Source organism: Photorhabdus caribbeanensis, assembly GCF_018448885.1.
Taxonomy (GTDB): Bacteria; Pseudomonadota; Gammaproteobacteria; order Enterobacterales; family Enterobacteriaceae; genus Photorhabdus; species Photorhabdus caribbeanensis.
On the sequence record NZ_RCWB01000015.1, the window covers coordinates 36,891 to 60,602 of the forward strand.

Here is a 23,712-nt window from a genome sequence, read left to right on the forward strand (position 1 = left end):
AATCTTCGTTAATACCCGACAGTAACATAAAATTGTACTGTTGATAAATTGTGAGTTCATTCACAAAACACGATTTTAAAAGTTAAAAACCAACTAATATCTGAAACGGATAATACTGTTGTTAAATAAATATTTTTAATGAAAAAATTAACCATGTTCAGATAAATTTTTATAAAAATAAGTCATTAAGGTTATTTTTATCACTCTTTAAACAGGGTAATTAGAAAAATAAAATTATCAATCACCGATATTTGGAATGAAATAATACATATTTGGCTATAATTATCTTCGGTTCCACATTTGACTGAATTAATTACCATAAACTGATTTCAGGCGTTACAACTTGCAATGTCAATCTAAAAAATGCGTTATTATTGGAGAAATTACGATGAAAAAAACAATAAAAAACATATCATTATTCACAGGAATAATAATTGGAAGCTTAACATTATCTCATGCAGCAATTATTCCACCCGGTACACAACTGGCAACCAACCAGAATATTGTTCGTCATAATGGCTCAGAACCTGCTTCTCTTGACGTGCATAAAGTTGAAAGCGATGTTGAGTTTGATATTATAAACGACTTTTTCAGTGGATTAATTAGTATAGGAAATGATGGTAAATTTAATCCTAATTTAGCTATCCGTTGGGAAACTAACGATAATAAAACCTGGGTGTTTCATCTAAGAGAAGGAATAAAATGGTCTGATGGTTCACCTATTACCGCTCATGATGTGGTTTTTAGTTGGAGACGTTTAATTGATCCCCAAATGGCATCCCCGTATGGCAGTTATATTGAAAACATGTATATAGTAAATGCTAAAGATATTCTTGCTGGTAAGAAAAAAACCGATGAATTAGGTGTAAAAGCATTAGATAATTTAACGATAGAAGTAACATTAGAGCAACCGTTATCCTATTTTTTAAATATGCTGGCACACCCAGTGATGGTTCCTATCAGCCAGAAAGCGGTTGAGAAGTATGGTGAAAAATGGACTCAACCGAATGTGTTTGTCAGTAGCGGCCCATTCAAACTCTCTGAATGGATCGTCAATGAGAAAATAATTGGCATCAGGAATCCACAATATTGGGATAATGAACACACCGTGATTAATAAAGTCACCTATCTTAACGTAACATCAGAAACAGCAGTAGCGAATCGTTACTTGGCAGGAGAGATAGATATCACAAAAAATATTCCGTCAGTTTTATTTAATTCTTTAAAAACCAAGTTAGGCAGCCAAGTCCATATTTCGCCTAAATTAGGTGTTTACTATTACGAATTTAATACCCAAAAAGCTCCTTTTAACGATATTAGAGTCAGACAGGCATTAAATTTGGCTTTAGACAAAGACATCATAACCAATAAAGTCTTGGGGCAAGGCCAAAAACCAGCCTATAATAATACTCCTCCAAACGCAGGAGGAATGAACTTAAAACAACCTGATTATGCATCATGGACGCTGGCAAAAAGAATTGAAAAAGCCCGGCAATTATTGAATGAGGCAGGTTATAACAGAAATAACCCATTAAAATTAAATCTTCTTTACAATACATCGGAGGATCATAAAAGGATTGCTATTGCAGCCACCTCAATGTGGAAGAAAAATCTGGGCGTAGATGCTGTCTTACAAAATCAAGAATGGAAAACCATGTTAGACACCATGCATCAAGGTAATTTTGATTTGGTAAGACACGCGTGGATAGCTGATTACGATAATCCTGCTTCGTTTTTAAATAATTATGTCACCAATAGTTCTAATAATACATCATTATATCATAACGATATTTATGATGACCTGATCAGTAAGGCCAAAGCAACAAACGACATAGAATATTTCCAGCAAGCACAAGATATTCTCACAAGAGATGTCCCGTCAATTCCTATTTATTACTATGTTAGTGCCAGATTAGTAAAACCTTATATTGGTGGATACTATATCAGCCCACTCGGTCTTATGTCATCGAAAGATCTTTATGTTATTAAACATTAATAAGACATCGTTGTAATATTAAAATAAAGATTACGGTTTTTAACCGTAATCTTTTTCAGAGGCAGTCATCTTCTTAAGGGTAAATACGGGCAAATCTAACCTATCCAATACTACACCGGAACAACCGTAGAATTAGCAAGTAATTTGCGTAAATTGCGCATTTCCCTTCCCTGATTAATCGCCACAGCTCCCACTAAGATTTCGTTTTCTGTACCAAATAAAATGGCCTTATCTGATTGCAAATCACCCTGAACATGCCACTCTTCAGCCTGCATGTTGCCAACCATCTGGATGTTAATGCCCCACTGATCGGTCCAGAACCACGGAGCGCCCGGCTGCGGGGGTTCCAACCCCATCATGGCATGTGCGGCGATGGTTGCCTGGCGGTTAGCATTTTCCCAGGTTTCACGGCGCTGGAGATCACCAGTCAGTGGCTCTCTCTGGAGGCAAACATCCCCGGCAGCGAAAATATCCGGTTCAGAAGTCTGACAACGGCTGTCAATGACGATACCGCCATTAGTCACCAAACCAGCATCAGCGGCAAGCTGATCCCTGAATTCAGCGCCGATACCATAAATAATAATATCTCCGATCACCTTTTCTCCGGTGTTCAATATAAGCACTAATTCACTTCCTTGCTTTTGTGCGGAAACAATATTGGTATCAAGGAAGAATTGCACCCCCTTTTCCTGATGACGGTTCAAAAGATAATCCTGCAATAACGGCGGGGCACAACGCCCCATGATGTTATCAGCCTGTTCGATAACTGTAACATTTGCCCCCAATTCACAGGAGGTCGCCGCCAATTCCAAGCCAATCACTCCACCACCCACAATCAAAATCCGTTTGTCTTTTTTCACCGCCTGGCGTAAACGTTGCGCATCATCCAACGTTCTCAGGGTATAAATATTTTCACCCAGTTGATCAAGTAGCGGAAATCGTCTGGCTCTTGCCCCCATAGCAAGCAAGAGCTTGTCATATCTGAGTTCGCCGCCATTTTCTAAAACAACACAATGTTTTGATGGCATAATCTGGCTGACCGATTGGCCTATGCGTAGATCTATCTGGTTTTTCAGATAAAAATCTTCGGAGAACAGATATTTCGGCGTTTCTTCTGGGTTGATTAAATACTCTTTCGATAAAATTGGCCGTTCGTAAGGCGCATGGTATTCCTTACCAATTAAAATAATATCGCCATCAAACTGCTGCTGTCTTAAGGTTGCGGCGGCCATAGCCCCAGCTTGCCCTGCTCCAACGATAACAAAAGTCTGATTCCGCATATATTACGCTCCTATCTGAGTTACAGGTTGAGCACTGACCATTGCCATCCCTGCCAGCCACTCCTTAATAGGTTGGTAATAATGCCGTTGCGCTTTATATTCGCCATAAACAGAAAGCGCTGCAAAAGCCGCAATCCAACAACGAATTTCCTGTCCACCTTTTCCACCCTGAATGGCAATCCCTCCCTCGGTTAATGAAGCAAGACGCCGAATATCACCACTACAAAAAATACGTAATAACTCGTCATCCCACTGTGGATTCAACGGAGCAACGACATTCTCACCACGAGCCAACGATTTTCCAACCTCAATTACCCGGTTTTGCCGTTTCTGGCGCGTTTCTTTTGTCGGATTTCTTCCGGCAATCAGTCCTTCCTCAACTTCCGGCGGCACTTGTCCCATCTGAGGTATCGGGGGATCATGTGATAAACCACCGGAACCTAGCAGCAATACCCGCTGATCTGTGGTGAATAGGAATTGACCAACCGCACGACCTAACGCAACAGCACGACGGCATGTCGGCAATGGTTTAGCTGCACAGTTAATAAATATTGGGATAGTTGGATAACGCTGTAAATCTTGGCAAAGCAACATCAATGGTTGAGTAAAACCGTGATCGGCCTGCATACGCCAGGATTGGGCAACATCAATATCGGCGTTATATAAGGCAGAAATTAAATCCTTCGCTGTGTTCTCAGGAACATTGAGTGGACCTTTACCAATATCCCAATCTCCCACTGCATTCGCCCTTACTCCAACACAAAATGCCGGCATGAGATCATAAAAAAAACCATTAAAATGGTCAGGAGCGAAAATCACTATCAATTGTGGATCGTAGGCTTTTATCTGTTCAGCCAATTGCTGAAAAACCTGCCGAACATGCTTTTGTGTCGTTTCAGGTGGAGAACCAAAGTCCATTAAAGGCGTGTGTGAAGTACAAATCAATTTAACGGTCATTTGAACTCTCCTTTTTGTTCGGAGACATCACCCCCGCTGTGGTTTGGCGAATGCCGCGAATACTTAATCCCGCATCAGCCGTTATCATCACCCCCGTTAAAGTACGGTTATTGGCACGAGAAGCCAGCATGACATACGGACCGGTGAAATCTTCTGGCTGAGGTATGAATTGCAAAGGCAAAATTGCACCGAGACTTTCTAATGACAGGTTATCTGTAATACATCTATCTTGCTGAGATAGTGAAGCCGCCCCGCGCAGATCACTTGGCATACCACAAGGCGCAACACCATTAACCCTGATAACTGGCGCTAATTCATAAGCTAACTGGCGAATCATGCCGACCGCACCGTGCTTGCTGGCGGTATATAACACACCACCGCCACCAGAAAACCATGACGCATTTGACAATGTAAAAATCATGCTGCCTTCTGATGCGGTTAACGCCGGTAACGCGGCTTTAGCCCCTAGAATATATCCTTTCAGGTTCACACCCATCAGCTCATCAAATCCTTTATCAATCTGCTCTGGTGAGGCGTCGAGCAGGCTGATTTTGTGATCCCATATTCCGGCATTACCAACAAAGCAGTCTAGTTTGCCAAAACGCCGAACAGTTTCAGCCACTGCTCGTTCATTGTCCTCAAAAGAAGCAACATCACCGTGAATAACACAAATATCTTTACCAAAACAGTGCGCCAAAGCTGTCGCTTTTTCTGCCGATAGCTCCAAAACGCCCACTTTAGCTCCTTCAGCAATAAAACGTTCTACTAAAGCCAAACCTAAACCGGAGCCACCACCTGTTAATAAAATGACTTGATCTTTGATCCAACTCATTATTACTCCTCCGATACAGTGATATAAATGTTTCCGTCTTTAACAACAACAGGATAGGTCTTCAATGGATCTGTTGCAGGAAGGCAAAGTGCCTTCCCGGTTCTGAGACAAAAACTGGCCGTATGCAGTGGACACTCAACTGTCGCATTGTCTTCCAAATACCCTTCGGATATCGAGGCATTGCCATGACTGCACCGGTCATCAACAGCAAAGAATTCGCCATCATAGTGAAACAACGCAATATCCGGTGTGTATTCAACCTTACGCGCTTCTCCGTCGGGCAATTCTTCAACAGTACATACGAATAATTGGCTCATCAGAATAAGACACTCAAGTTATGGAAAGTTAAGACTGCCTGATCCAAAGTAATTTCACGTTTGCAAATCAGCCAGCTATCCGTTTTCGGATTACGGCGAACACAATCCAGCCGCTTACCAACATAAAAAGCTTCATCTCGCTCTTTTTGTGAGCGGTACAGCAAATAATTGGACTGAACATGAAATTGGTCAGGTAAATCCGTTTCAGTAATCACTAAGTTTGTCAGTAAATGACGTGTACGGGATGGGGGTTCCTCTGCCCATGCCATACCGGTTTCCAACCGGGCTATCCGGCGTTCAAGCTGAAATTTATTATCATTGAACAACCAAGTGGTTGGCGGCTGGATACTCTTACGGCGATCGCGGGTTTGAGCATTGACAATGGTACGCATGGTATAGCTGAGATCTTCTGACAATAGTTCAAGCCAGTCACGAAATTTCCACTCATCCAGTAATGCAATTTCGTAATACAAGAACTGGCTTATTTCATAATGCAGTTCCGGCGATACCCTTTTTTCCTGATTGATAATTAATTCTTTCATTTGACCAACTCCTGCTGATAAACCCGGTTTTTTTCCTCTACTTCATCCCAGGTTTCGCTGGTGAGTAAGTCAGCCCAACGTTGATACATACCACGGGCAACGGTTTCGGAAAAAACATAATTGGTAACACCTGGAATTCCATCATCCCGCACTCTTTCTTGTCCTAATCTCATTTCCATACACAATGCGCTGTTACGAGCTTTGTAACCTCTAAGTACCTTCTGGATTTCTACCCAATTTTCTGAATCATCCTGTTCGAGAAAACCTGCCGGACCGAATGCACGGGTAGTACTGTTCTCAAAAGCGGCTTTTACTTCTGGAGAAGCGGCTTTATCTGCGATGCAGAACGCCCAAACTTCTACCTGATCAGGTCCACGTGGGTGCCACACCCGCATAGTTGCGGTACCGTTAAGCCAGGAAAGTGTCGGGAAAATATTGTTGTGACCGGCAAGACGCAGTGCTCTGACTTTTCCCAGTCGCTGCTCTGCCTCAGCATAGGTTTCACGGTAGTAACGAGCAACGACGCCATCAACCCAAACGTTGGCATCGGGTTTTTCGGTCAAGAAAAATCCACAACCGTGACCATTCTGAGCAAATTGCACAGCATCTTTTGCCGTTTCCCAAACTGGCCGTGAAGTCTGATCAGCACCTAATGCTTTGTTACTGTCGCCCTCTTTTACACTTAAAACCTGTACCGCGGAGGCATGGCTGAATAAAGCATGGTATTGATCACCGGCAAACTGTTCAGCGGGTAATTTCCAGTTACAATTGATTACCCACTTTTGCACACCACCAATAACCTCAGTTCCTCCTTCACGGCGATCAAGCACACCATCAAGATACCAAGCCATATCACCAAGATAATCAATCAGAGAGGGTGCCGTCGTATCCCAGTTACCAAAAATCAATCCCTTATAATTTTCCACACACGGCACTTCCTGAAGTCCCCATTGCTCTTTGCAAAGCCCATGTGGATAAGCACACGCTTCCAACGGAACGTCGATTAAGCTCCCATCCACACCATATGACCAACCATGATAAGGGCAAGTAAACGCACGGGTATTGCCACTATCCGCGTAACAAACCCGCATAGAACGGTGGCGGCACTGGTTAAGGAAAGCTTTGACGGAACCATCTTTCTGGCGGACAACAACAACACTGTCCTCTCCCATATAAGTATTGAAAAAATCACCCGGACTGGGGATTTGGCTCTGATGAGCTAGAAACAGCCAACAACGGCCAAATATTCTTTCGAGTTCTAACTGATAGAGCTCGGGATCGATATAAATCTGAGGAGTTACACGACCGGCTCGGGCATCAATCAGGCGGTAAATATCTGAATTTTTGCTCAATGTCATATTATTTAATCCTCAAGTAAAAGAAAGGTTGACTTTTTGCCAACATGCAAAATGAATGCTATTAATAGATTAATATTTTGTGAAATACATTGTTTGTTTAAATTGAGACTTTTTTTCGATATGTGAGGAAACGGCAATGGAATTAAGACACTTACGCTATTTTATTGCGGTGGCAGAAGAATTAAACTTTACTAAAGCCGCAAAAAAGCTACATACTGCACAACCTTCATTAAGTCAACAAATAAAAGATTTAGAAGATTATATTGGTTCCACACTATTAGAGAGAAATAAACGTAGAGTCTCTCTAACCAAAGCGGGAGAAGTTTTTTTCCAACAAGCAAGGCTTATTCTTGACAATGCAGAGAAAGCAAAAAAAATGGCACGCAGAGCGGCACAAGAACAAATTGTGCTAACTATTGGTTTTGTCCCATCAGCAGAAGTTAAAGTATTACCTGAAGTCATCCCAATATTCCGCCTGGCTCATCCTGGAGCAAAAGTAGAACTTATTAGTTTATTTAATCCCGGACAAGAAGAGAAATTATTACAAGGTGACATTGATGTCGCTTTCATGCGTCCGCCAATAAAGAGTGATTACATTGATTTTAAAGTCATTCTTAATGAACCGCTGGTGGTTCTGATGCCTGCTAATCACAGGCTAAGATATTGTGAGAAAATTTCAGTCAATGACCTACACGGAGAAAATTTTATTACTCCCGATCCAACACAATCTGGCGTATTACAACAGATTATAGAAAATTACTTTACCGAACATAATGTCGTTCCTAATATTATTCAAACAGCTAATAATATGCTATTAATCTTAAACATGGTTAGTCTGAATTTAGGGTGTGCAATAGTACCACTCTATATTACCAGCATCATGACAGATGCCGTTATTTGTCGACCATTATCAGGCTATTCCCCCACAATAGAGTTAATAATGGCATGGCGAAAAGATAACGCTTCAGAATTATTATCGCACTTAATAGATGTTGTAGAAAACAAATACCTGTAAGAATAAAAATAGGCATCATCGTTTTTGCCTTTCAGGCTAGACATATTAAGTATTAGTGAATATTACCCGCTGTCGTTATATTAATAACGTATTAACTTAAAATAAATAAGGGAGATATCATGATGTCAATATCAGCGAATCCTCAACATAAACCTACACAACCTGAATTACGTTCGCTTTGGTCGGCCATTGCCAGTGGTGAAGTCCATCTGCACCATCTCAATGTGAAAGGGATAAAAACCCGTGTCCTTGAAGCAGGTAACGGACCCACTCTCATCTTCTTACATGGTATTGCCGGTCATTTAGAAGCTTATATGCGCAACATACTGCCCCATGCTGCCCATTTTCGTGTACTGGCAATCGATATGCTAGGGCATGGCTTCACGGATAAACCTGTCCGTTCCTATGAGATTATCGATTATGTGGAACACCTGCGGGATCTTATTGAGACATTAAATCTGAAAAAAATTCACCTTTCTGGCGAGTCGTTAGGTGGATGGGTAGCAGCCCGGTTTGCAGCAAAATATCCGCAATATATTCACCGTCTGGTGTTGAACACCGCCGGTGGCATGATTGCTGATCCAAATGTGATGGAACGCCTGCACACACTGAGTTTGAATGCAGTGAAAAACCCGAATCGGGAAACTACTCGCAAGCGTCTTGAATTCCTGATGGAAGATCCTGCCATAGTGACAGAAGACCTGGTTGAAGCCCGTTTTGCCATTTATCGTCAACCGGGAATGTTGTCGGCAATGGAAAACATTATGTGCCTGCAAGATATGGATACCCGCTTACGTAACCTCTTGACCGAAGATGAACTGGCAAAGATCCAGGCTGAAACCCTAGTGCTATGGACCACACACGATCCGACTGCTGCGGTTTCAGTAGGTCAACGCCTTGCCGGACTTATCAAAAAGAGCCGTTTTGTCGTGATGGAAAAATGCGGTCACTGGCCTCAATATGAAGACCCGGATACATTCAACCGGCTCCATATCGATTTTTTACTCAACGGCAACAAATAATGTCTCTTTCAGACGAGTGATATTCCCGTTGGAATGTCACTTCTTTGGGGTTTGATTAGGAGCAACAACAGATGAATAACGTCATAACCCATCTCGGTGAAAAATTATTTCAATCGTGGCAAAATCGCCAAGCTATCGATCCTATCTCTGATGAATATCCAGAACTAACATTACACGATGCCTATCTCATCCAGCAAAAAGTTATTGTTCGCCGGTTGGAAGCAACTGGGGCACAAATTGTCGGCAAAAAAATCGGTATCACCAGCCAGAAAGTTATGGATATATTGGGTGTCGATCAACCCGATTTTGGCATTCTCACCTCAGATATGCATTACAAAAACAACGCCATTGTACCCATTGAGCAATTAATTACACCGAGAGCTGAAGGTGAAATTGGCTTTATCCTGAAACACAATCTGAGTGGACCAGGTATTACGGCGGGAGATGTACTCAGAGCAACAGATTATGTCGTGCCCTGTATCGAAATTGTCGATTCCCGTATCCGTGACTGGAAAATAAAAATCACAGATACTGTTGCTGATAACGCCTCATCAGGGTTATTTGTCATTGGCAATGGCGCCCGTCTGCCATCAGAAATTGATTTAGCTGCCGTTACAATAACGCTAGAGAAAAACGGTAAACTGGTTGACACTGGCATCGGTGCCGCTGCACTAGAACATCCCGCTAACGCTGTTGCCTGGCTAGCGAATATGCTAGGAACACTGAATATGGCATTACTCGGCGGAGAAATCATTCTCTCTGGCTCCCTCACCACAATGGTGCCAGTTAATCCTGGCGATCAGTTGAAAATTAACTTACTCGGCGTGGGATCTGCCAAGGTAAGTTTTACCTGAAAAATTAGCTTTAGTTTATTAATAGGAGTCATAAAAAGCCCCACCAAAGTTACTGGCAACAAAATTACTAGCAACTTAGTAGCAGGGGCGTAACTCACTTATTATCATTTCAAGCCTAATAGAATGTATTTATTACGTTAATATTATTTTTATCAAATTAAAAATAGTAATTTTATAAATATAGTTTTTTCTATATTAACATTATAGGTGACATAAATTATTATCAATCACTTTCTTCATATAATTAAGATGAAAATATAAAATGAAACTTATTATCTTTAATTATAAAAATAGTTAATTAATAATAAAAATACGAAACTATATGCATTCAATTTTCATTTGCTATTTAAATCAACACATTATATCTATCAGTTTAAGTTTCCACTATTTTCAATGATAATCCTATTAAGGATATTTTATTTGCTATTTCCAGCCATAAAAATCATTGCAATTTATATCAGATTCATCTACTCAAGTTCAGCGAACTTTAGATGCTGACAATGAATTATTTCTACAATGGTTAAAAATATTACTCGAAAAATATCAATCAACGGGTAAATTTACAATCTCATATGAAAGCTAACAGTTTATGATCGTTAAACAGAACACACAATGAGAAAACGTGATGCGATCAGATCCCTTATATCAACCATAGAGGATACCAACAGCATGTTGATCCCTTACTTAAGCCCGCTTATTCAACAAAACCCTGCATTGTTCGACCTTAATGCAAACAATAGCAATAAGTGAACATCAACCTCATACTATGCAATAATTTCTTATGGATAGGATAAACAAGTAATACATTTTCCTAAATAAATTGCAGAAAGCTATTATAGCTCTTACCAGAATCATCAAGAAATGCTAAAGTTGAACTATATGAATATTTCAAATGAGCATGCCATATGATCCAGGAAAAACGTGTTATTCGTCGAATCCAGTCTGGTGGTTGTGCGATCCACTGCCAGGATTGCAGCATTAACCAGCTATGCATTCCTTTTACCCTGAATGAACACGAGCTTGACCAGCTTGATAATATCATTGAGCGTAAGAAACCTATCCAGAAAGGGCAAACGCTATTTAAAGCAGGCGATGAGCTGAAATCTCTTTATGCTATCCGTTCTGGCACAATTAAAAGCTACACTATCACTGAAGAAGGTGATGAGCAAATTACAGGTTTCCACCTCGCGGGGGATTTAGTCGGTTTTGACGCTATCCTCAACACTAAACACCCAAGTTTTGCTCAGGCTCTGGAAACATCAATGGTCTGTGAAATTCCATTTGAAACATTGGATGACCTATCCGGGAAAATGCCTAATCTCCGCCAGCAGATGATGCGCCTAATGAGTGGGGAAATTAAGGGCGACCAAGAGATGATATTGCTGTTATCTAAGAAAAATGCGGAAGAACGGTTAGCTGCGTTTATCTACAATCTCTCTCGTCGTTTCGCTCAACGTGGCTTCTCACCAAGAGAATTCCGTTTAACTATGACCCGCAGCGATATTGGTAATTACCTCGGTTTAACTGTTGAAACTATTAGTCGTCTGCTCGGGCGTTTCCAAAAAAACAATATTCTCGGTGTAAAAGGTAAATACATCACGATTGAAGACATGGATAAGTTGTCTGAGTTGGTCGGAAAAAAATCTGTTTCAATTACCTAATCTTCAAACCAGATCATCTTATTTTGTTGATCTGGTTCTCCTCTGACCTGTTCGGTTTGCTTATATTGGTTTATCTTTAGTATTGAAACGTGAGTATTGACGCGTGTTTTGTCTAGCCTCTGCGAGGATACCATTATGGCAAACTATCAAAACCTTTTAGTTGTAATTGACCCAAGTCAGGACGATCAACCGGCATTAAGACGCGCTGTTTATATAGTGCAACGTAACGGTGGCCGGATTAAAGCTTTCTTGCCCATTTATGATCTCTCTTATGAAATGACCACCTTACTCTCCCCAGAAGAAGGTAGTGCTATGCGTAAAGGTGTTACCAGCCAACGCACTGCCTGGCTTAAACAACAAGCGTACTACTATCTGGAAGCCGGTATTGATATTGAAATAAAAGTGATATGGCATAATCGACCTTATGAAGCGATTATCCAGGAGGTCATTACAAGTAATCACGATTTACTTCTGAAAATGACACATAAACATGACAAGCTAGGCTCCTTGATTTTTACCCCGCTTGACTGGCAGTTACTCCGCAAATGCCCATGTCCAGTATGGATGGTAAAAGATCAGATATGGCCTGACCAAGGCTCCGTTGTAGTTGCAGTCAATTTATCTAATGAAGAGTCATATCATCATGAACTGAACCTGAAACTGGTTAAGGAAACTCAGGAACTGGCAAATCAGGTAATGAAAAATCCAGAAATTCATTTGGTCAGCGCTTATCCTGTTGCACCACTGAATATCGCTATTGAGCTACCCGATTTCGACCCAAGTGTTTATAACCATGCTCTACGTGGCCAGCATCTTATTGCCATGAAAGAATTACGCCAAAAATTCTGCATTGATGAAAAATATACTCATATCCATGAAGGATTGCCGGAGAGTGTTATTCCCAAAATGTGTGATGAGATGAATGCGGGCATTATTGTTTTTGGTATCCTCGGCAGAACTGGGCTGTCCGCTGCTTTTCTGGGAAATACCGCAGAACATGTGATCGACCAGCTTAAATGTGACCTTTTGGCGATAAAACCTGATGGTTTTGAATGCCCAGTTAAAGCCGCTAAAGAGTGATAGTAATAGCATGATAATTATCCATTTGGCGATAAAACCCGAAACAGATTTTCATCTCAGGTTTTATCGCCAGATAAACGGCTCAGGCAGTGTAACACCAAGGATCTCCTCACGCGCTATACGCCAGAAAAGACGAATACCCGCTTTAACTTGATAAGTTTCTTTTCCCAATACTTTAAAGATTAGACCACACTGATTAGGTAAACGACTGGCGCCACTCGCTATACCCGTTTCAGCATCGTACTGAGGAGTTATACGCGCCAGAATACGATCATGGTGAACCTGAGGTGTCAGCAAGATCACGTTACCGAATACATGGAACGGCCCCATCACCCCTACGCTGTTCAACGGTTGTTTTTTAGGCTCTAGTACATAACGTTCTGCAAACAATACCTTGCCATCAAAATCAGTTGCGGTAATGCGTGATGAGTAAACATCAAATTTAAACCCTTGGTCAGCCAGATGATACTTGCGACCAGACATAATCACCTCAGAATAAATCAAGGTGGCTGTCGGATGAATGGTTATATGAGTGTCGGTAATAAACCGAGAACCACTGTGAGGTATAACCGGATCGGGCATCATTTCCAGATAGCCTCCCTGCTCTACCTGGATAGTTTGTACTTGCGCTGCGTAGTTATTCTCCATCGAATGAATCTTAGTCGCCGATTGGGTCGTAACATGACCAAACGCCTCTGGAGCGACATGGATGTCCAATGCCAATCTATCCCCTTGCAATATACATCCCGACGTGGAGATCATAAATACACACGGCATCTGAGGTAATGCTTCATCCCAATACAGCGCCCGCTGCACTAAATAAGGAACCCGGCGTTTCATTTGCGCCAAAATGCTACGCTCACCACGCCGGGCAAATCCCAACCGCAGATAACCACTTTTACCTACATCACCGCTTGCCATCTGGGGCGGTTCATCCTGAAATCGGGCAAGCTCCGGCGCATTGACACCAAGATTATTCGCCCGTTGACATGCTTCTCCAATATTTTGCGGTGAGCTGGTGGAAGTCATTGCGTCGCCTGTAATGAATGGGTGAACAGGAAATCACGCATGATCATGTTTACCAACGTTTCAACACCTTCACCGGTTTTGCAATTGGTAAGGATATAGGGACGCTGACCACGTACAACTTGAGTGTCATGCTCCATTACCGCCAAGCTGGCGCCAACATAAGGCGCTAAATCAATTTTGTTGATCACCAGAATATCGGCCTGTACCAAACCCGGTCCGTTCTTGCGCGGAATTTTCTCCCCTTCGGCAACATCAATCACATAAATATAAAAATCGGCCAGCGCCGGACTAAAAGTGAGTGTCAGATTATCACCACCACTTTCAATCAATACAACGTCGCTGTCGGGAAAACGCGCTTCCATCTCCTCTACCGCAGCAATATTCATGCTAGGATCTTCACGTACCGCGGTATGAGGGCAAGCACCGGTTTCCACACCAAGTATCTTTTCTTCATCCAAAATGCCTTTCAAGGTACGTTTAACCTGTTTAGCATCCTCAGTAGTGACAATATCATTGGTGATAATCAGAGGTTTTATGCCACGTTGAATCAAGATAGGTGTGATCACTTCAATAACGGCAGTCTTGCCTGAACCCACCGGACCGCCGATACCAATTCGGGTAATTTTTTTCACAAAGATTTCCTCACACGATTAAGAGATGGTTAAAGCGATATCAGGATCAAGTTAATTACTGAACAGCCGGGTAAACGCGCTAACGTGCAATGCTGCCAGAACATCGGTCATCGGTGCATAAGATGTCATCTGTTCAATCCCTCCCTTTTCCGCCTCATCACAAAACAGTTCAATATCTTGATTCAATGAGAACAAGATACGTTGAATTTCAATATGGGTAACACGCATCAGGCGTATAGCCGCACTGAGTATCGTCATTGCAACGCCATATTGATGCATGACGATTACTTCACGTGGCGCCGCACCCAACGCACTCATAACAACCGCCAAAGTAATCGGATAGGTACCGGCGGTAATATCGCTCTTTATTTGTGCTAGCCACCATGCAATTAACGATTCACCGGTCACTTCAACCGCCATTTCCGCTAATTTTTTCCCCATCCGCGTGACCATAGTGCGGCTTTCTTCATTTAATTTGCGGTTAAGTACTGCCCAATCATGGGAGATAGCGGCATCATGTTGCCCACAATTCAGCGCCTGACACGCGGCCACTACTGCGCGACCATCACTACTCACCGCCTGTAACAGCGCTGTTCGCGTAAACTCGCTTAACGTTGCCACGTCATACACGATTTTGCTCTGAATGGCCGATTCCAGACCGTTTGAGAAAGAAAAGGCGCCAACAGGCAGTACTGAATCCGCAAACTGCATGATTCTGATTAAGCGGAGAGCATTCATTTTAGTTTGATCACATGCTGGTTCAGAAATGTATTATCGACATGAACGTGTGTCGCGGAATCCTCTGCACCACCGAATAATAAGCGAGCTTCTGAGTTGTTAAGAGAAGGCAATATCTCTTCGCCTTTAACAAAGGAGTAAGGCAATGCATGAAAACCGTGGGTTTTCATGACTGAATCCATGACTTTAGTTGATACTGTCAGCGGAATATAAATCTGATTATTTTTAATCACTGACTTCCAATGCTGATTACCTAAAGCATGACCAAGTTCAAAGCTAGTTTTCATTACCGTCTCTAAATCTGATGACAACAATGACTTCAAGTGAATAACCATCACATCACGCAAACTCATTTGAACAATAACCGCCAGTCCTTGAGCTTCGTCCCACAACAAAACGTCACCATCAGACAATACCTGATGACGGTCAAGGGAAATACCTAAATCCAATCCGTTAAGGGTGGATTTACGACAACGGCTTTTTTGCGCTTCCCATTGCGAAAGCACCAAGATATCCGGCGAGATCCCTTGCAGGCGATCTCGCCAGAAAACATCCTTTTTGGCATTACCAAGAATCTGTTCAATAACAATCATAAGATAATCCTCTGAACGCATGGATCGGTTAATCCGGCCAGAAAAATATTCTCTGACCGGCAGCAAAAAATAGATTAACTAAAGAAATAGCGCTGATTGAGCGCGACTGTCCTGACCGGTTTTACTGTGGCATATTCACCATTCACCTTGACAGCAAAAGTTTCTGCATCCACTTCAATAACGGGCGTTTCAGCATTACGAACCATATCTTTCTTAGAGATAGCCCGGCAGTTGCGCACCGCCATAACCTGACGTTCCAAACCAAGGCTCTCTTTTACCCCCAGTTCCATTGCCGCCTGGGATACAAAAGTAACACAGGTTTCCTGAAGAGTTTTGCCCAATGCGCCAAACATCGGACGATAAAATGTCGGTTGCGGTGTCGGCAGTGAAGCATTTGGGTCCCCCATCACCGCCCAATTAATCATACCGCCTTTAATGACCAACTTAGGTTTTACGCCAAAGAAACGTGGCTCCCACAGCACAAGATCAGCTATTTTTCCCACTTCAACCGAACCGAGCACATGACTTATTCCCTGAGCAATAGCCGGGTTAATCGTAATTTTGGCGACGTAACGTAATACACGAAAGTTATCGTTATGTGCTGCATCCTCCGGCAACTTGCCACGTGCCGCTTTCATAGCATGAGCAGTTTGCATCACACGCAGCCAGTTCTCTCCCACTCGCCCCATTGCCTGAGAATCACTGGAAAACATCGACAGTACGCCCATATCATGCAGAACATTCTCCGCTGCAATGGTCTCTGGACGCACACGGCTTTCCGAAAATGCAACATCGGCCGGTACTTTGGGATTAAGGTTATGGCAAACCATAATCATATCAAATAGTTCTGCCTGACTATTGATACCGTAAGGCAGAGTGGGATTAGTCGAGCTGGGCAACACATTCATCTGGCTGGCAACTTTAATGATATCCGGTGCATGTCCGCCACCGGCGCCTTCGGTATGGAAAGTATGAATGGTGCGACCTTCAAAAGCGTCGATAGTATCCTCAACATAACCACCTTCATTCAGGCTATCAGTATGCACTGCAACTTGGATATCCATTTCATCCGCTACACGTAAGGCATTACGTAATGCGGAATTAGTTGCGCCCCAGTCCTCATGCACTTTCAGCCCGGCAACACCCGCTTTGATCTGTTCAACCAGCGGCATAGCCACCGCAGCATGGCCTTTTCCCAAGATACCTACGTTAACCGGTAAACTTTCAAAAGCACGCAACATGCGATGGATATGCCACGGACCGGCGGTGACAGTGGTGCCATTAGTGCCATCAGTGGGACCAACACCACCGCCAAAGAAAGTCGTCACACCATTGGATAAAGCGTGCTCAACCTGTTGAGGAGAAATAAAGTGAATATGGGTATCAATGCCAGCCGCCGTGAGGATGAGATGCTCGCCAGATATAGCATCCGTACTAACGCCAACCACCATGCCGGGGGTAACACCATTCATCATGTTAGGATTACCACTTTTACCTATCCCGACAATGCGTCCCCCTTTTATGCCGACATCCGCTTTAATAACGCCTTGTCGGGCATCCAAAATCGTGACGCTGGTAATCACCAAATCCAAGACGTTTTCGCTGGTCATACGGTTATCCGCCCCCATACCATCACGCAGCGATTTACCTCCGCCATAGACCGATTCATCACCATAGCCACGCAGATCTTTCTCAATTTCAATAAATAGATTGGTATCACCCAGGCGGATTTTATCGCCGGTCGTTGGACCAAAAAGACCTACATATTCCTGTCGGGAAATGGTTGGCATAGTTTATTCCTTTGTTCGAAAAATTTTCCGACGTTTGTCAACTCTACCTTGAATTTATTCGATAATCTTATAACTCAATTCTACTACCCGGCATGTAACCAAGTTTTCTCCACAGGCTCCTCAATGGCAACCTGACTTTTACCCGCCCAACCATCAACTAAATTATTAAATCCATAAACGTTTTGTTTCCCACCAATCGGGATTAATGACACCTCGATTTCATCACCGGGTTCAAAACGGATAGCGGTTGTTGCCGTGATATTAAGTCGTTTACCAAACGCAGCCGCACGATTAAATTGCAAAGCTTTATTTACTTCAAAAAAATGGAAATGAGATCCCACCTGAATAGGACGATCACCTGAATTACGAACTTTTAATTGAATAACCGGACGATCTTCATTAAAGGAGATCGGGTCTTGAGCCAGAATATACCCCCCCAACGGAGTAATATCTTCTTTATTATTTTTTTCCATCGGAAAATCCCCACGTTAAGACGTGAATCAAGACATAAGTTAATATTTTGTCTAGATAATTTTTCCTACTATTTATAATTTATTTAAACAATTATTGAATGGGATCATGCACCGTAACTAAGCGACTGCCATCAGTAAATATTGCTTCAACCTGCACATGCGGAATAAGATCAGCCACGCCATCCATCACATCTTCTTTAGTCAGAACATGCCTGGAATCATCCATCACTTCTTCCAATGTTTTTCCCTCTCTTGCGCCTTCCAATGCCGCCGCAGTAATAATCGCGACGGCTTCAGGATAATTGAGTTTTAAGCCGCGAGACTTACGCTTTAATGCGACATCAGCCAGTGTATATACCATAAGTTTTTCGATTTCCCTTGGCGTTAATTGCATAAAACCCCCTAATCATTGGTTATTCCATACGGTCACACTGCTATGTCAATATATAACTTAATACGATTTTCCCAACAGACTTTATTCAAAAGCTGCTGTCCCTATCCGAATATTGATTTAGATAATCCTTTAGTAAAAAATCTTTGACATAAAGACCATAATATGTCAATTAAGATCATTCTTCTCAACACAGGTTAGTCCTCTTACCTCTTATTTAAATTTATCCAAGGTAATATTACAAGCTGATTAGTATGCCTACGTCGTAAAAAAATTATAGGTCATGGAGTCAGAAAATACTTACTGTTTTTTTGAACTTCTAGCAATCCCCCGTAAGGCGGGTTTTACATTTACAGATTTACAGGTATTCCATATTATGAACAATCTAACGGATAAAAAACGTGCTTTATCTCTTCTTATTGTTTTGATTGCCGCCAACGTGTTGGCCTGGGTTTGGGCATTTATCGCTTTCCGTCATCATGCGATTATGATGGGGGCAGCTCTGCTGGCTTACGGTTATGGATTGCGCCATGCGGTGGATGCTGATCATATCGCCGCAATTGATAACGTCACCCGTAAATTGATGCAACAGGGTAAATCACCCATTGCCGTCGGCGCTTTCTTTTCTCTTGGGCACTCTACCATTGTTATTCTAGCCTGTTTCGCCATCGTTCTGACCTCAATGGCGTTTAAAGATCAAATGGGCTGGGTTCATGACTATGGCGGCATTGTTGGCACCTTAGTTTCTGCCTGCTTTCTGCTAGCGATAGCGCTGATTAATTTGCTGATATTGAAAAGCGTCTACCAGAAGTTTCAGGAGCTAAAACGCGGCAGAAATCTGACTAAAAGTGAATTAACTGAACTGGAGACGACACCGGGGGGGATCATGACGCGTCTGTTTCACTCGGTCTTCCGGCTGGTAAGTAAAAGCTGGCATATGTATTTAGTCGGTTTTCTGTTTGGATTGGGTTTCGACACCGCCACCGAAGTTGGGCTATTAAGTATATCTGCCGCCGGTTCTCTCAGTGGACTTCCTCTGTGGTCGTTGATGGTATTCCCGGCGCTATTTACCAGCGGTATGGCGCTCATTGACTCACTGGATAATTTTGTGATGGTGGGGGCCTATGGTTGGGCATTTTCCCAACCGACACGCAAACTCTACTACAACATGACCATTACCGCCGCTTCCGTTGCCGTAGCGCTGTTCATTGGTGGATTGGAAGCGCTTGGACTCATTGCTGAGCAATGGGATCTGCATGGCGTTTTCTGGGACACCATTGGGACATTAAACGATAACATGGGCAATGTTGGTTTTTGGGTCGTCGGGATTTTCATTCTATTCTGGACATTATCTGTGATGAATTACCGCTGGCGGGGGTACGATACGCTGGAAATTAAATAACAAACGCAGAACTCTTCACATAACCGTGCGATGTATTACATCCTGAAATGTTGTTATGCTCGCTATCTAATGATAGCATTTGTGTTACTAGTGATATCATTGTGAGAAAGGTTATGCATAAACAAACGAAACAGACAATAACCCTTCGCTTAGATGAAGGGTTAAAAACACGCATTAAAGCGTTGGCTGACACGCAAGGCATTTCTGCCCATTCGCTTATGGTACGTTCAATCGAAAGTGAAATTGATACTTTGGAGGCCAGACAACAATTTTTACGTGATGCCGAAAACGCTTGGTTAGAATATGAAGCCACCGGTTTACATTTAACTGGCAGTGAACTTTGTAATTGGCTGGATGCGATTGTACGTGGCGAGGATAAGGAGCCACCTGAATGCCATCTGTAATAGTCACTCCCGCAGCAACAAGGGATATAAATCGTCTTGTTGATTTCTTATATCAACGCGATACAGTTGCTGTGAAGTCGGTACTTAGTATCATTAGCAAACACATCCAAGCACTGGAATCTAACGTCTTATCTGGACGGCCAACAGAAATTTATCCACTCTTTGAGTTAATTATCCCTTTTGGTGGTACAGGCTATATATTGTTATACAGAGAACTTCCCGGAAGTAATACGCGTTACATTTTGGCTATCCGTCACCAGCGAGAAATCAACTATAAGCACTAACTTAAGCATTAATAACTAGTGAATCGCAAATAAAGTAAAACAACGAATGTAATTTCTGTCTCTTAATCAAGAAATCTGACTAAGAGACAGTAAATCCATCATAGCTGTAAGTTAAAACAATAGAAAATCACAGTGCACGCAGGATTGCCTCTACGCTCGCCTTCGCATCACCGAACAACATCTGGCTATTGTCTTTAAAGAACAATGGATTTTGCACACCGGCGTAACCTGTGTTCATAGAACGTTTGAACACAACAACATTTTGTGCTTTCCAAACCTCCAGAACGGGCATACCCGCAATCGGGCTGTTGGGATCTTCCTGTGCCGCAGGGTTAACGGTGTCGTTGGCGCCAATGACCAACACAGTATCGGTATCAGAGAAATCATCATTGATTTCATCCATTTCCAAAACAACGTCGTAAGGCACTTTTGCTTCTGCCAACAGCACGTTCATATGCCCAGGCAGACGTCCCGCAACGGGATGAATACCAAAGCGAACGTTGACTCCCTTCTCCCGCAGTTTGGCTGTGATGTCATGTACCGGATACTGCGCCTGTGCAACAGCCATGCCGTACCCCGGCGTGATGATAACAGAAGTTGAGTTTTTCAATAGTTCAGCAACCTCTTCCGCCGTGGTTTCGCGGTACTCGCCCATCTCTTGCTCATCACCGGTTGAAGAACCATCAGAACCAAACCCGCCGGCAATCACACTGATAAAAGACCGATTCATGGCCTTACACATGATGTAAGAGAGAATCGCCCCCGAAGAACCAACCAGCGCACCCGTTACAATCAACAAGTCATTGCTCAACATGAAACCCGCTGCTGCTGCGGCCCAGCCCGAATAGGAGTTCAACATTGAAACCACCACTGGCATATCCGCACCACCGATGGAAGCAACCAAATGCCAACCAAACGCCAATGCGATTGCTGTCATGAGCAACAACGTGAACACTTGCAGACCGGTACTTTCCGTTTTCACAAAGGTAATCAACAACACAAAGGAGATAACAAGCGCTGCAAGGTTTAATTTATGACGATTTGGCAGCATCAACGGTTTAGAGGAAATTTTTCCACATAATTTACCAAATGCCACAACAGAACCAGTGAAAGTAACCGCACCAATGAAAACCCCTAAGAAGACTTCTGTTAGATGGATATTCTCCATCACGGGTTCTGCAAAACTATCGTGAGCAATAAAACTATTAAAACCGACCAGCACGGCGGCCAAACCGACAAAACTGTGCAGAATAGCAACCAATTCCGGCATTTCAGTCATTTCAACTTTATTTGCCAGACGAATACCAATCACCGCACCAATCACCATCGCCAGAATAATCCAGACAACACTTCCGGTATCAGGCCCGAAAATAGTCGCAATCAATGCGATTGCCATTCCAGTGATACCAAAAATATTTCCACGTTTAGAACTCTCATGACGAGATAAACCTGCCAGGCTGAAAATAAATAAAACGGCGGCAACAATATATGCTGCTGTAACGACTCCACTCGACATTAGTTACCCCTTAGTCCTTACGAAACATTTTCAGCATACGTTGAGTGACAGTGAAGCCACCGAAGATATTAATGCTGGCAATAAGAACAGCAATAAATGAGAAGAAACTTACCCATCCACCATCACCAATTTGTAATAACGCCCCAACGACAATAATCCCCGAAATGGCATTAGTTACCGACATTAACGGTGTGTGCAAAGCATGGCTGACATTCCAAACCACGTAGTAACCCACCACACAAGCCAGCGCGAAAACAGTAAAGTGAGATAAGAACTCTTTTGGTGCAACATTGGCTAACCAACCAAACAAGATAACAGCCAATGCCAATAAACCATATTTCAACCAAGGTGAAACAGGTTTCGCCGCTGGTTTTTCTGCTTTAACTGATACCGGTTTTGCCTGCGGCTGGGCCGAAACTTGAATAGGCGGTGCCGGCCAGGTAACTTCGCCCTCTTTGATGACTGTCACGCCACGAATAACAACATCGTCAAAATCAATATTGATTTCGCCATTTTTCTCTTTGCACAATAAATTAAGCAAATTAACCAAGTTAGTGCCGTAGAGTTGTGAAGATTGTGTTGGCAAGCGACTGGGCAAATCTGTGTAACCAATAATTTTCACGCCATTTGCAGTAATAACCAATTTATCTGCTTGCGTTAACTCGCAGTTTCCTCCCGTCTGAGCAGCCAGATCAACAATCACACTACCTGGCTTCATGGATTCAACCATCTCTTTGGTGATAAGACGTGGAGCGGGTTTCCCAGGAATTAAGGCTGTGGTTACAATGATATCAACTTCTTTTGCCTGTTCGGCAAAAAGCGCCATCTCCGCTTTAATGAAGGCTTCGGACATGACTTTTGCATATCCGTCACCACTACCGGCTTCTTCTTCAAAATTCAGTTCAAGAAACTCCGCCCCCATGCTCTGAATTTGTTCTTTAACTTCAGGACGAGTATCAAATGCACGAACAATTGCGCCCAGACTGCCCGCAGCACCTACAGCAGCCAAACCAGCAACACCGGCGCCAATAATCATCACCTTGGCTGGCGGGACTTTTCCTGCCGCAGTAATCTGACCCGTAAAGAAACGGCCAAATTCGTGAGCCGCTTCGACTATTGCACGATAACCCGCAATATTTGCCATAGAACTCAACGCATCCAGCGATTGCGCTCTGGAAATACGCGGCACTGAATCCATAGCCAACACTGTGACTTTACGGTCTGATAACTTCTGCATTAACTCAGGGTTTTGTGCTGGCCAGACAAAACTAACCAACGTACTCCCTTCTTTCATTAATGCTATTTCGTCATCCTCAGGAGCATTAACCTTTAAAATAATATCTGAACGCCAAATATCATGACGATCAGTAATTTCAGCGCCTACTTGTTGGTAAGCACTATCCTCAAAGCTGGCTAAATGCCCTGCTCCACTCTCAACAACGACATTAAATCCCAATTTCAGCAAGTGTTCTACAGTGTTCGGTGTGGCTGCAACACGTGCTTCATTGACAAGTCGCTCCTTCGGTACACCAATACGCATAATGTT

At 42.9% G+C, this 23,712-nt stretch carries 24 protein-coding genes; 9 read left to right on the forward strand and 15 right to left on the reverse strand.

The genetic code is table 11. The annotated features are described in order from the left end of the window. Window positions 1-388: 388 nt before the first annotated feature. Window positions 389-1,996 (forward strand): ABC transporter substrate-binding protein, encoded by a 1,608-nt coding sequence (locus tag EAE90_RS11840; protein WP_214053675.1) that lies wholly within the window; start codon window positions 389-391, stop codon window positions 1,994-1,996. Between the two features lie 110 nt (window positions 1,997-2,106). On the opposite strand, the gene hcaD is transcribed toward EAE90_RS11840, so the two are convergent. From hcaD to hcaE, 6 genes are read right to left on the reverse strand one after another with little or no spacing between them, the layout of a single operon-like run. Next, window positions 2,107-3,276 (reverse strand): phenylpropionate dioxygenase ferredoxin reductase subunit, encoded by a 1,170-nt coding sequence (gene hcaD, locus EAE90_RS11845; protein WP_214053676.1) that lies wholly within the window; start codon window positions 3,274-3,276, stop codon window positions 2,107-2,109. A gap of 3 nt (window positions 3,277-3,279) precedes the next feature. Continuing rightward, window positions 3,280-4,233 (reverse strand): 3-carboxyethylcatechol 2,3-dioxygenase, encoded by a 954-nt coding sequence (locus EAE90_RS11850; protein WP_214053677.1) that lies wholly within the window; start codon window positions 4,231-4,233, stop codon window positions 3,280-3,282. Then, window positions 4,223-5,065, reverse strand: a complete 843-nt coding sequence (gene hcaB / locus EAE90_RS11855) for a 3-phenylpropionate-dihydrodiol/cinnamic acid-dihydrodiol dehydrogenase (RefSeq protein WP_214053678.1) — start codon at window positions 5,063-5,065, stop codon at window positions 4,223-4,225. Before hcaB ends, EAE90_RS11850 begins: the two co-directional genes overlap by 11 nt. 2 nt (window positions 5,066-5,067) lie before the next feature. Further along, a complete protein-coding gene (hcaC, locus tag EAE90_RS11860) occupies window positions 5,068-5,382 on the reverse strand; it encodes a 3-phenylpropionate/cinnamic acid dioxygenase ferredoxin subunit (protein ID WP_139656928.1) in 315 nt (104 codons plus the stop codon). Continuing rightward, complete coding sequence (gene hcaF / locus EAE90_RS11865; RefSeq protein ID WP_214053679.1) at window positions 5,382-5,924, reverse strand: 3-phenylpropionate/cinnamic acid dioxygenase subunit beta; 543 nt, start codon at window positions 5,922-5,924, stop codon at window positions 5,382-5,384. The genes hcaC and hcaF overlap by 1 nt, the downstream gene beginning before the upstream one ends. Beyond that, entirely contained in the window at window positions 5,921-7,282 is a 1,362-nt protein-coding gene (gene hcaE / locus EAE90_RS11870; RefSeq protein WP_214053680.1) for a 3-phenylpropionate/cinnamic acid dioxygenase subunit alpha, read from the reverse strand. The genes hcaF and hcaE overlap by 4 nt, the downstream gene beginning before the upstream one ends. Before the next feature lie 136 nt (window positions 7,283-7,418). Here hcaE and hcaR point away from each other — a divergent pair, with 136 nt between their 5' ends. The 5 genes from hcaR (at window position 7,419) to uspE (ending at window position 12,914) form a co-directional block, all read left to right on the forward strand. Continuing rightward, window positions 7,419-8,297: a DNA-binding transcriptional regulator HcaR gene (gene hcaR / locus EAE90_RS11875; protein WP_214053681.1), complete on the forward strand. Its 879-nt coding sequence runs from the start codon at window positions 7,419-7,421 to the stop codon at window positions 8,295-8,297. A gap of 119 nt (window positions 8,298-8,416) precedes the next feature. Then, the gene (locus tag EAE90_RS11880; protein ID WP_246550646.1) at window positions 8,417-9,319 is read left to right on the forward strand and encodes an alpha/beta fold hydrolase; all 903 of its coding nucleotides are present in this window, start codon (window positions 8,417-8,419) and stop codon (window positions 9,317-9,319) included. A gap of 71 nt (window positions 9,320-9,390) precedes the next feature. After that, complete coding sequence (locus tag EAE90_RS11885) at window positions 9,391-10,173, forward strand: fumarylacetoacetate hydrolase family protein (RefSeq protein ID WP_214053682.1); 783 nt, start codon at window positions 9,391-9,393, stop codon at window positions 10,171-10,173. Between the two features lie 905 nt (window positions 10,174-11,078). Further along, window positions 11,079-11,834 (forward strand): fumarate/nitrate reduction transcriptional regulator Fnr, encoded by a 756-nt coding sequence (gene fnr, locus EAE90_RS11890; RefSeq protein WP_214053683.1) that lies wholly within the window; start codon window positions 11,079-11,081, stop codon window positions 11,832-11,834. A gap of 135 nt (window positions 11,835-11,969) precedes the next feature. Next, window positions 11,970-12,914, forward strand: a complete 945-nt coding sequence (uspE, locus tag EAE90_RS11895; RefSeq protein ID WP_214053684.1) for a universal stress protein UspE — start codon at window positions 11,970-11,972, stop codon at window positions 12,912-12,914. Between the two features lie 63 nt (window positions 12,915-12,977). Here the strand turns inward: uspE and EAE90_RS11900 are convergent, their stop codons facing one another. From EAE90_RS11900 to EAE90_RS11930, 7 genes are all read right to left on the reverse strand, one after another. Beyond that, window positions 12,978-13,943: an urease accessory protein UreD gene (locus EAE90_RS11900; protein WP_214053685.1), complete on the reverse strand. Its 966-nt coding sequence runs from the start codon at window positions 13,941-13,943 to the stop codon at window positions 12,978-12,980. Continuing rightward, the gene (gene ureG, locus EAE90_RS11905) at window positions 13,940-14,575 is read right to left on the reverse strand and encodes an urease accessory protein UreG (protein ID WP_011146430.1); all 636 of its coding nucleotides are present in this window, start codon (window positions 14,573-14,575) and stop codon (window positions 13,940-13,942) included. The genes EAE90_RS11900 and ureG overlap by 4 nt, the downstream gene beginning before the upstream one ends. 51 nt (window positions 14,576-14,626) lie before the next feature. Beyond that, window positions 14,627-15,313: an urease accessory protein UreF gene (locus EAE90_RS11910; protein ID WP_214053686.1), complete on the reverse strand. Its 687-nt coding sequence runs from the start codon at window positions 15,311-15,313 to the stop codon at window positions 14,627-14,629. After that, complete coding sequence (locus EAE90_RS11915) at window positions 15,310-15,906, reverse strand: urease accessory protein UreE (protein WP_214053687.1); 597 nt, start codon at window positions 15,904-15,906, stop codon at window positions 15,310-15,312. Before EAE90_RS11915 ends, EAE90_RS11910 begins: the two co-directional genes overlap by 4 nt. Window positions 15,907-15,980: 74 nt before the next feature. Continuing rightward, entirely contained in the window at window positions 15,981-17,696 is a 1,716-nt protein-coding gene (locus tag EAE90_RS11920; protein WP_214053688.1) for an urease subunit alpha, read from the reverse strand. 83 nt (window positions 17,697-17,779) lie between these two features. Further along, window positions 17,780-18,169: an urease subunit beta gene (locus EAE90_RS11925; RefSeq protein ID WP_214053689.1), complete on the reverse strand. Its 390-nt coding sequence runs from the start codon at window positions 18,167-18,169 to the stop codon at window positions 17,780-17,782. 91 nt (window positions 18,170-18,260) lie between these two features. Then, entirely contained in the window at window positions 18,261-18,563 is a 303-nt protein-coding gene (locus tag EAE90_RS11930) for an urease subunit gamma (RefSeq protein ID WP_011146425.1), read from the reverse strand. A 373-nt stretch (window positions 18,564-18,936) separates the two neighbouring features. On the opposite strand from EAE90_RS11930, the gene EAE90_RS11935 reads away from it, so the two are divergent. The 3 genes from EAE90_RS11935 to EAE90_RS11945 all read left to right on the forward strand — a co-directional run bounded on the left by EAE90_RS11935 (window position 18,937) and on the right by EAE90_RS11945 (window position 20,650). Then, entirely contained in the window at window positions 18,937-19,962 is a 1,026-nt protein-coding gene (locus EAE90_RS11935; RefSeq protein ID WP_214053690.1) for a HoxN/HupN/NixA family nickel/cobalt transporter, read from the forward strand. A 113-nt stretch (window positions 19,963-20,075) separates the two neighbouring features. Further along, a complete protein-coding gene (locus tag EAE90_RS11940; RefSeq protein ID WP_036806311.1) occupies window positions 20,076-20,366 on the forward strand; it encodes a CopG family ribbon-helix-helix protein in 291 nt (96 codons plus the stop codon). Continuing rightward, window positions 20,354-20,650: a type II toxin-antitoxin system RelE/ParE family toxin gene (locus tag EAE90_RS11945; RefSeq protein ID WP_214053691.1), complete on the forward strand. Its 297-nt coding sequence runs from the start codon at window positions 20,354-20,356 to the stop codon at window positions 20,648-20,650. Before EAE90_RS11940 ends, EAE90_RS11945 begins: the two co-directional genes overlap by 13 nt. A gap of 127 nt (window positions 20,651-20,777) precedes the next feature. On the opposite strand, the gene pntB is transcribed toward EAE90_RS11945, so the two are convergent. Continuing rightward, window positions 20,778-22,166: a Re/Si-specific NAD(P)(+) transhydrogenase subunit beta gene (pntB, locus tag EAE90_RS11950; protein ID WP_214053692.1), complete on the reverse strand. Its 1,389-nt coding sequence runs from the start codon at window positions 22,164-22,166 to the stop codon at window positions 20,778-20,780. Window positions 22,167-22,176: 10 nt separating this feature from the next. Next, complete coding sequence (gene pntA / locus EAE90_RS11955) at window positions 22,177-23,706, reverse strand: Re/Si-specific NAD(P)(+) transhydrogenase subunit alpha (protein ID WP_214053693.1); 1,530 nt, start codon at window positions 23,704-23,706, stop codon at window positions 22,177-22,179. Window positions 23,707-23,712 lie beyond the last annotated feature (6 nt).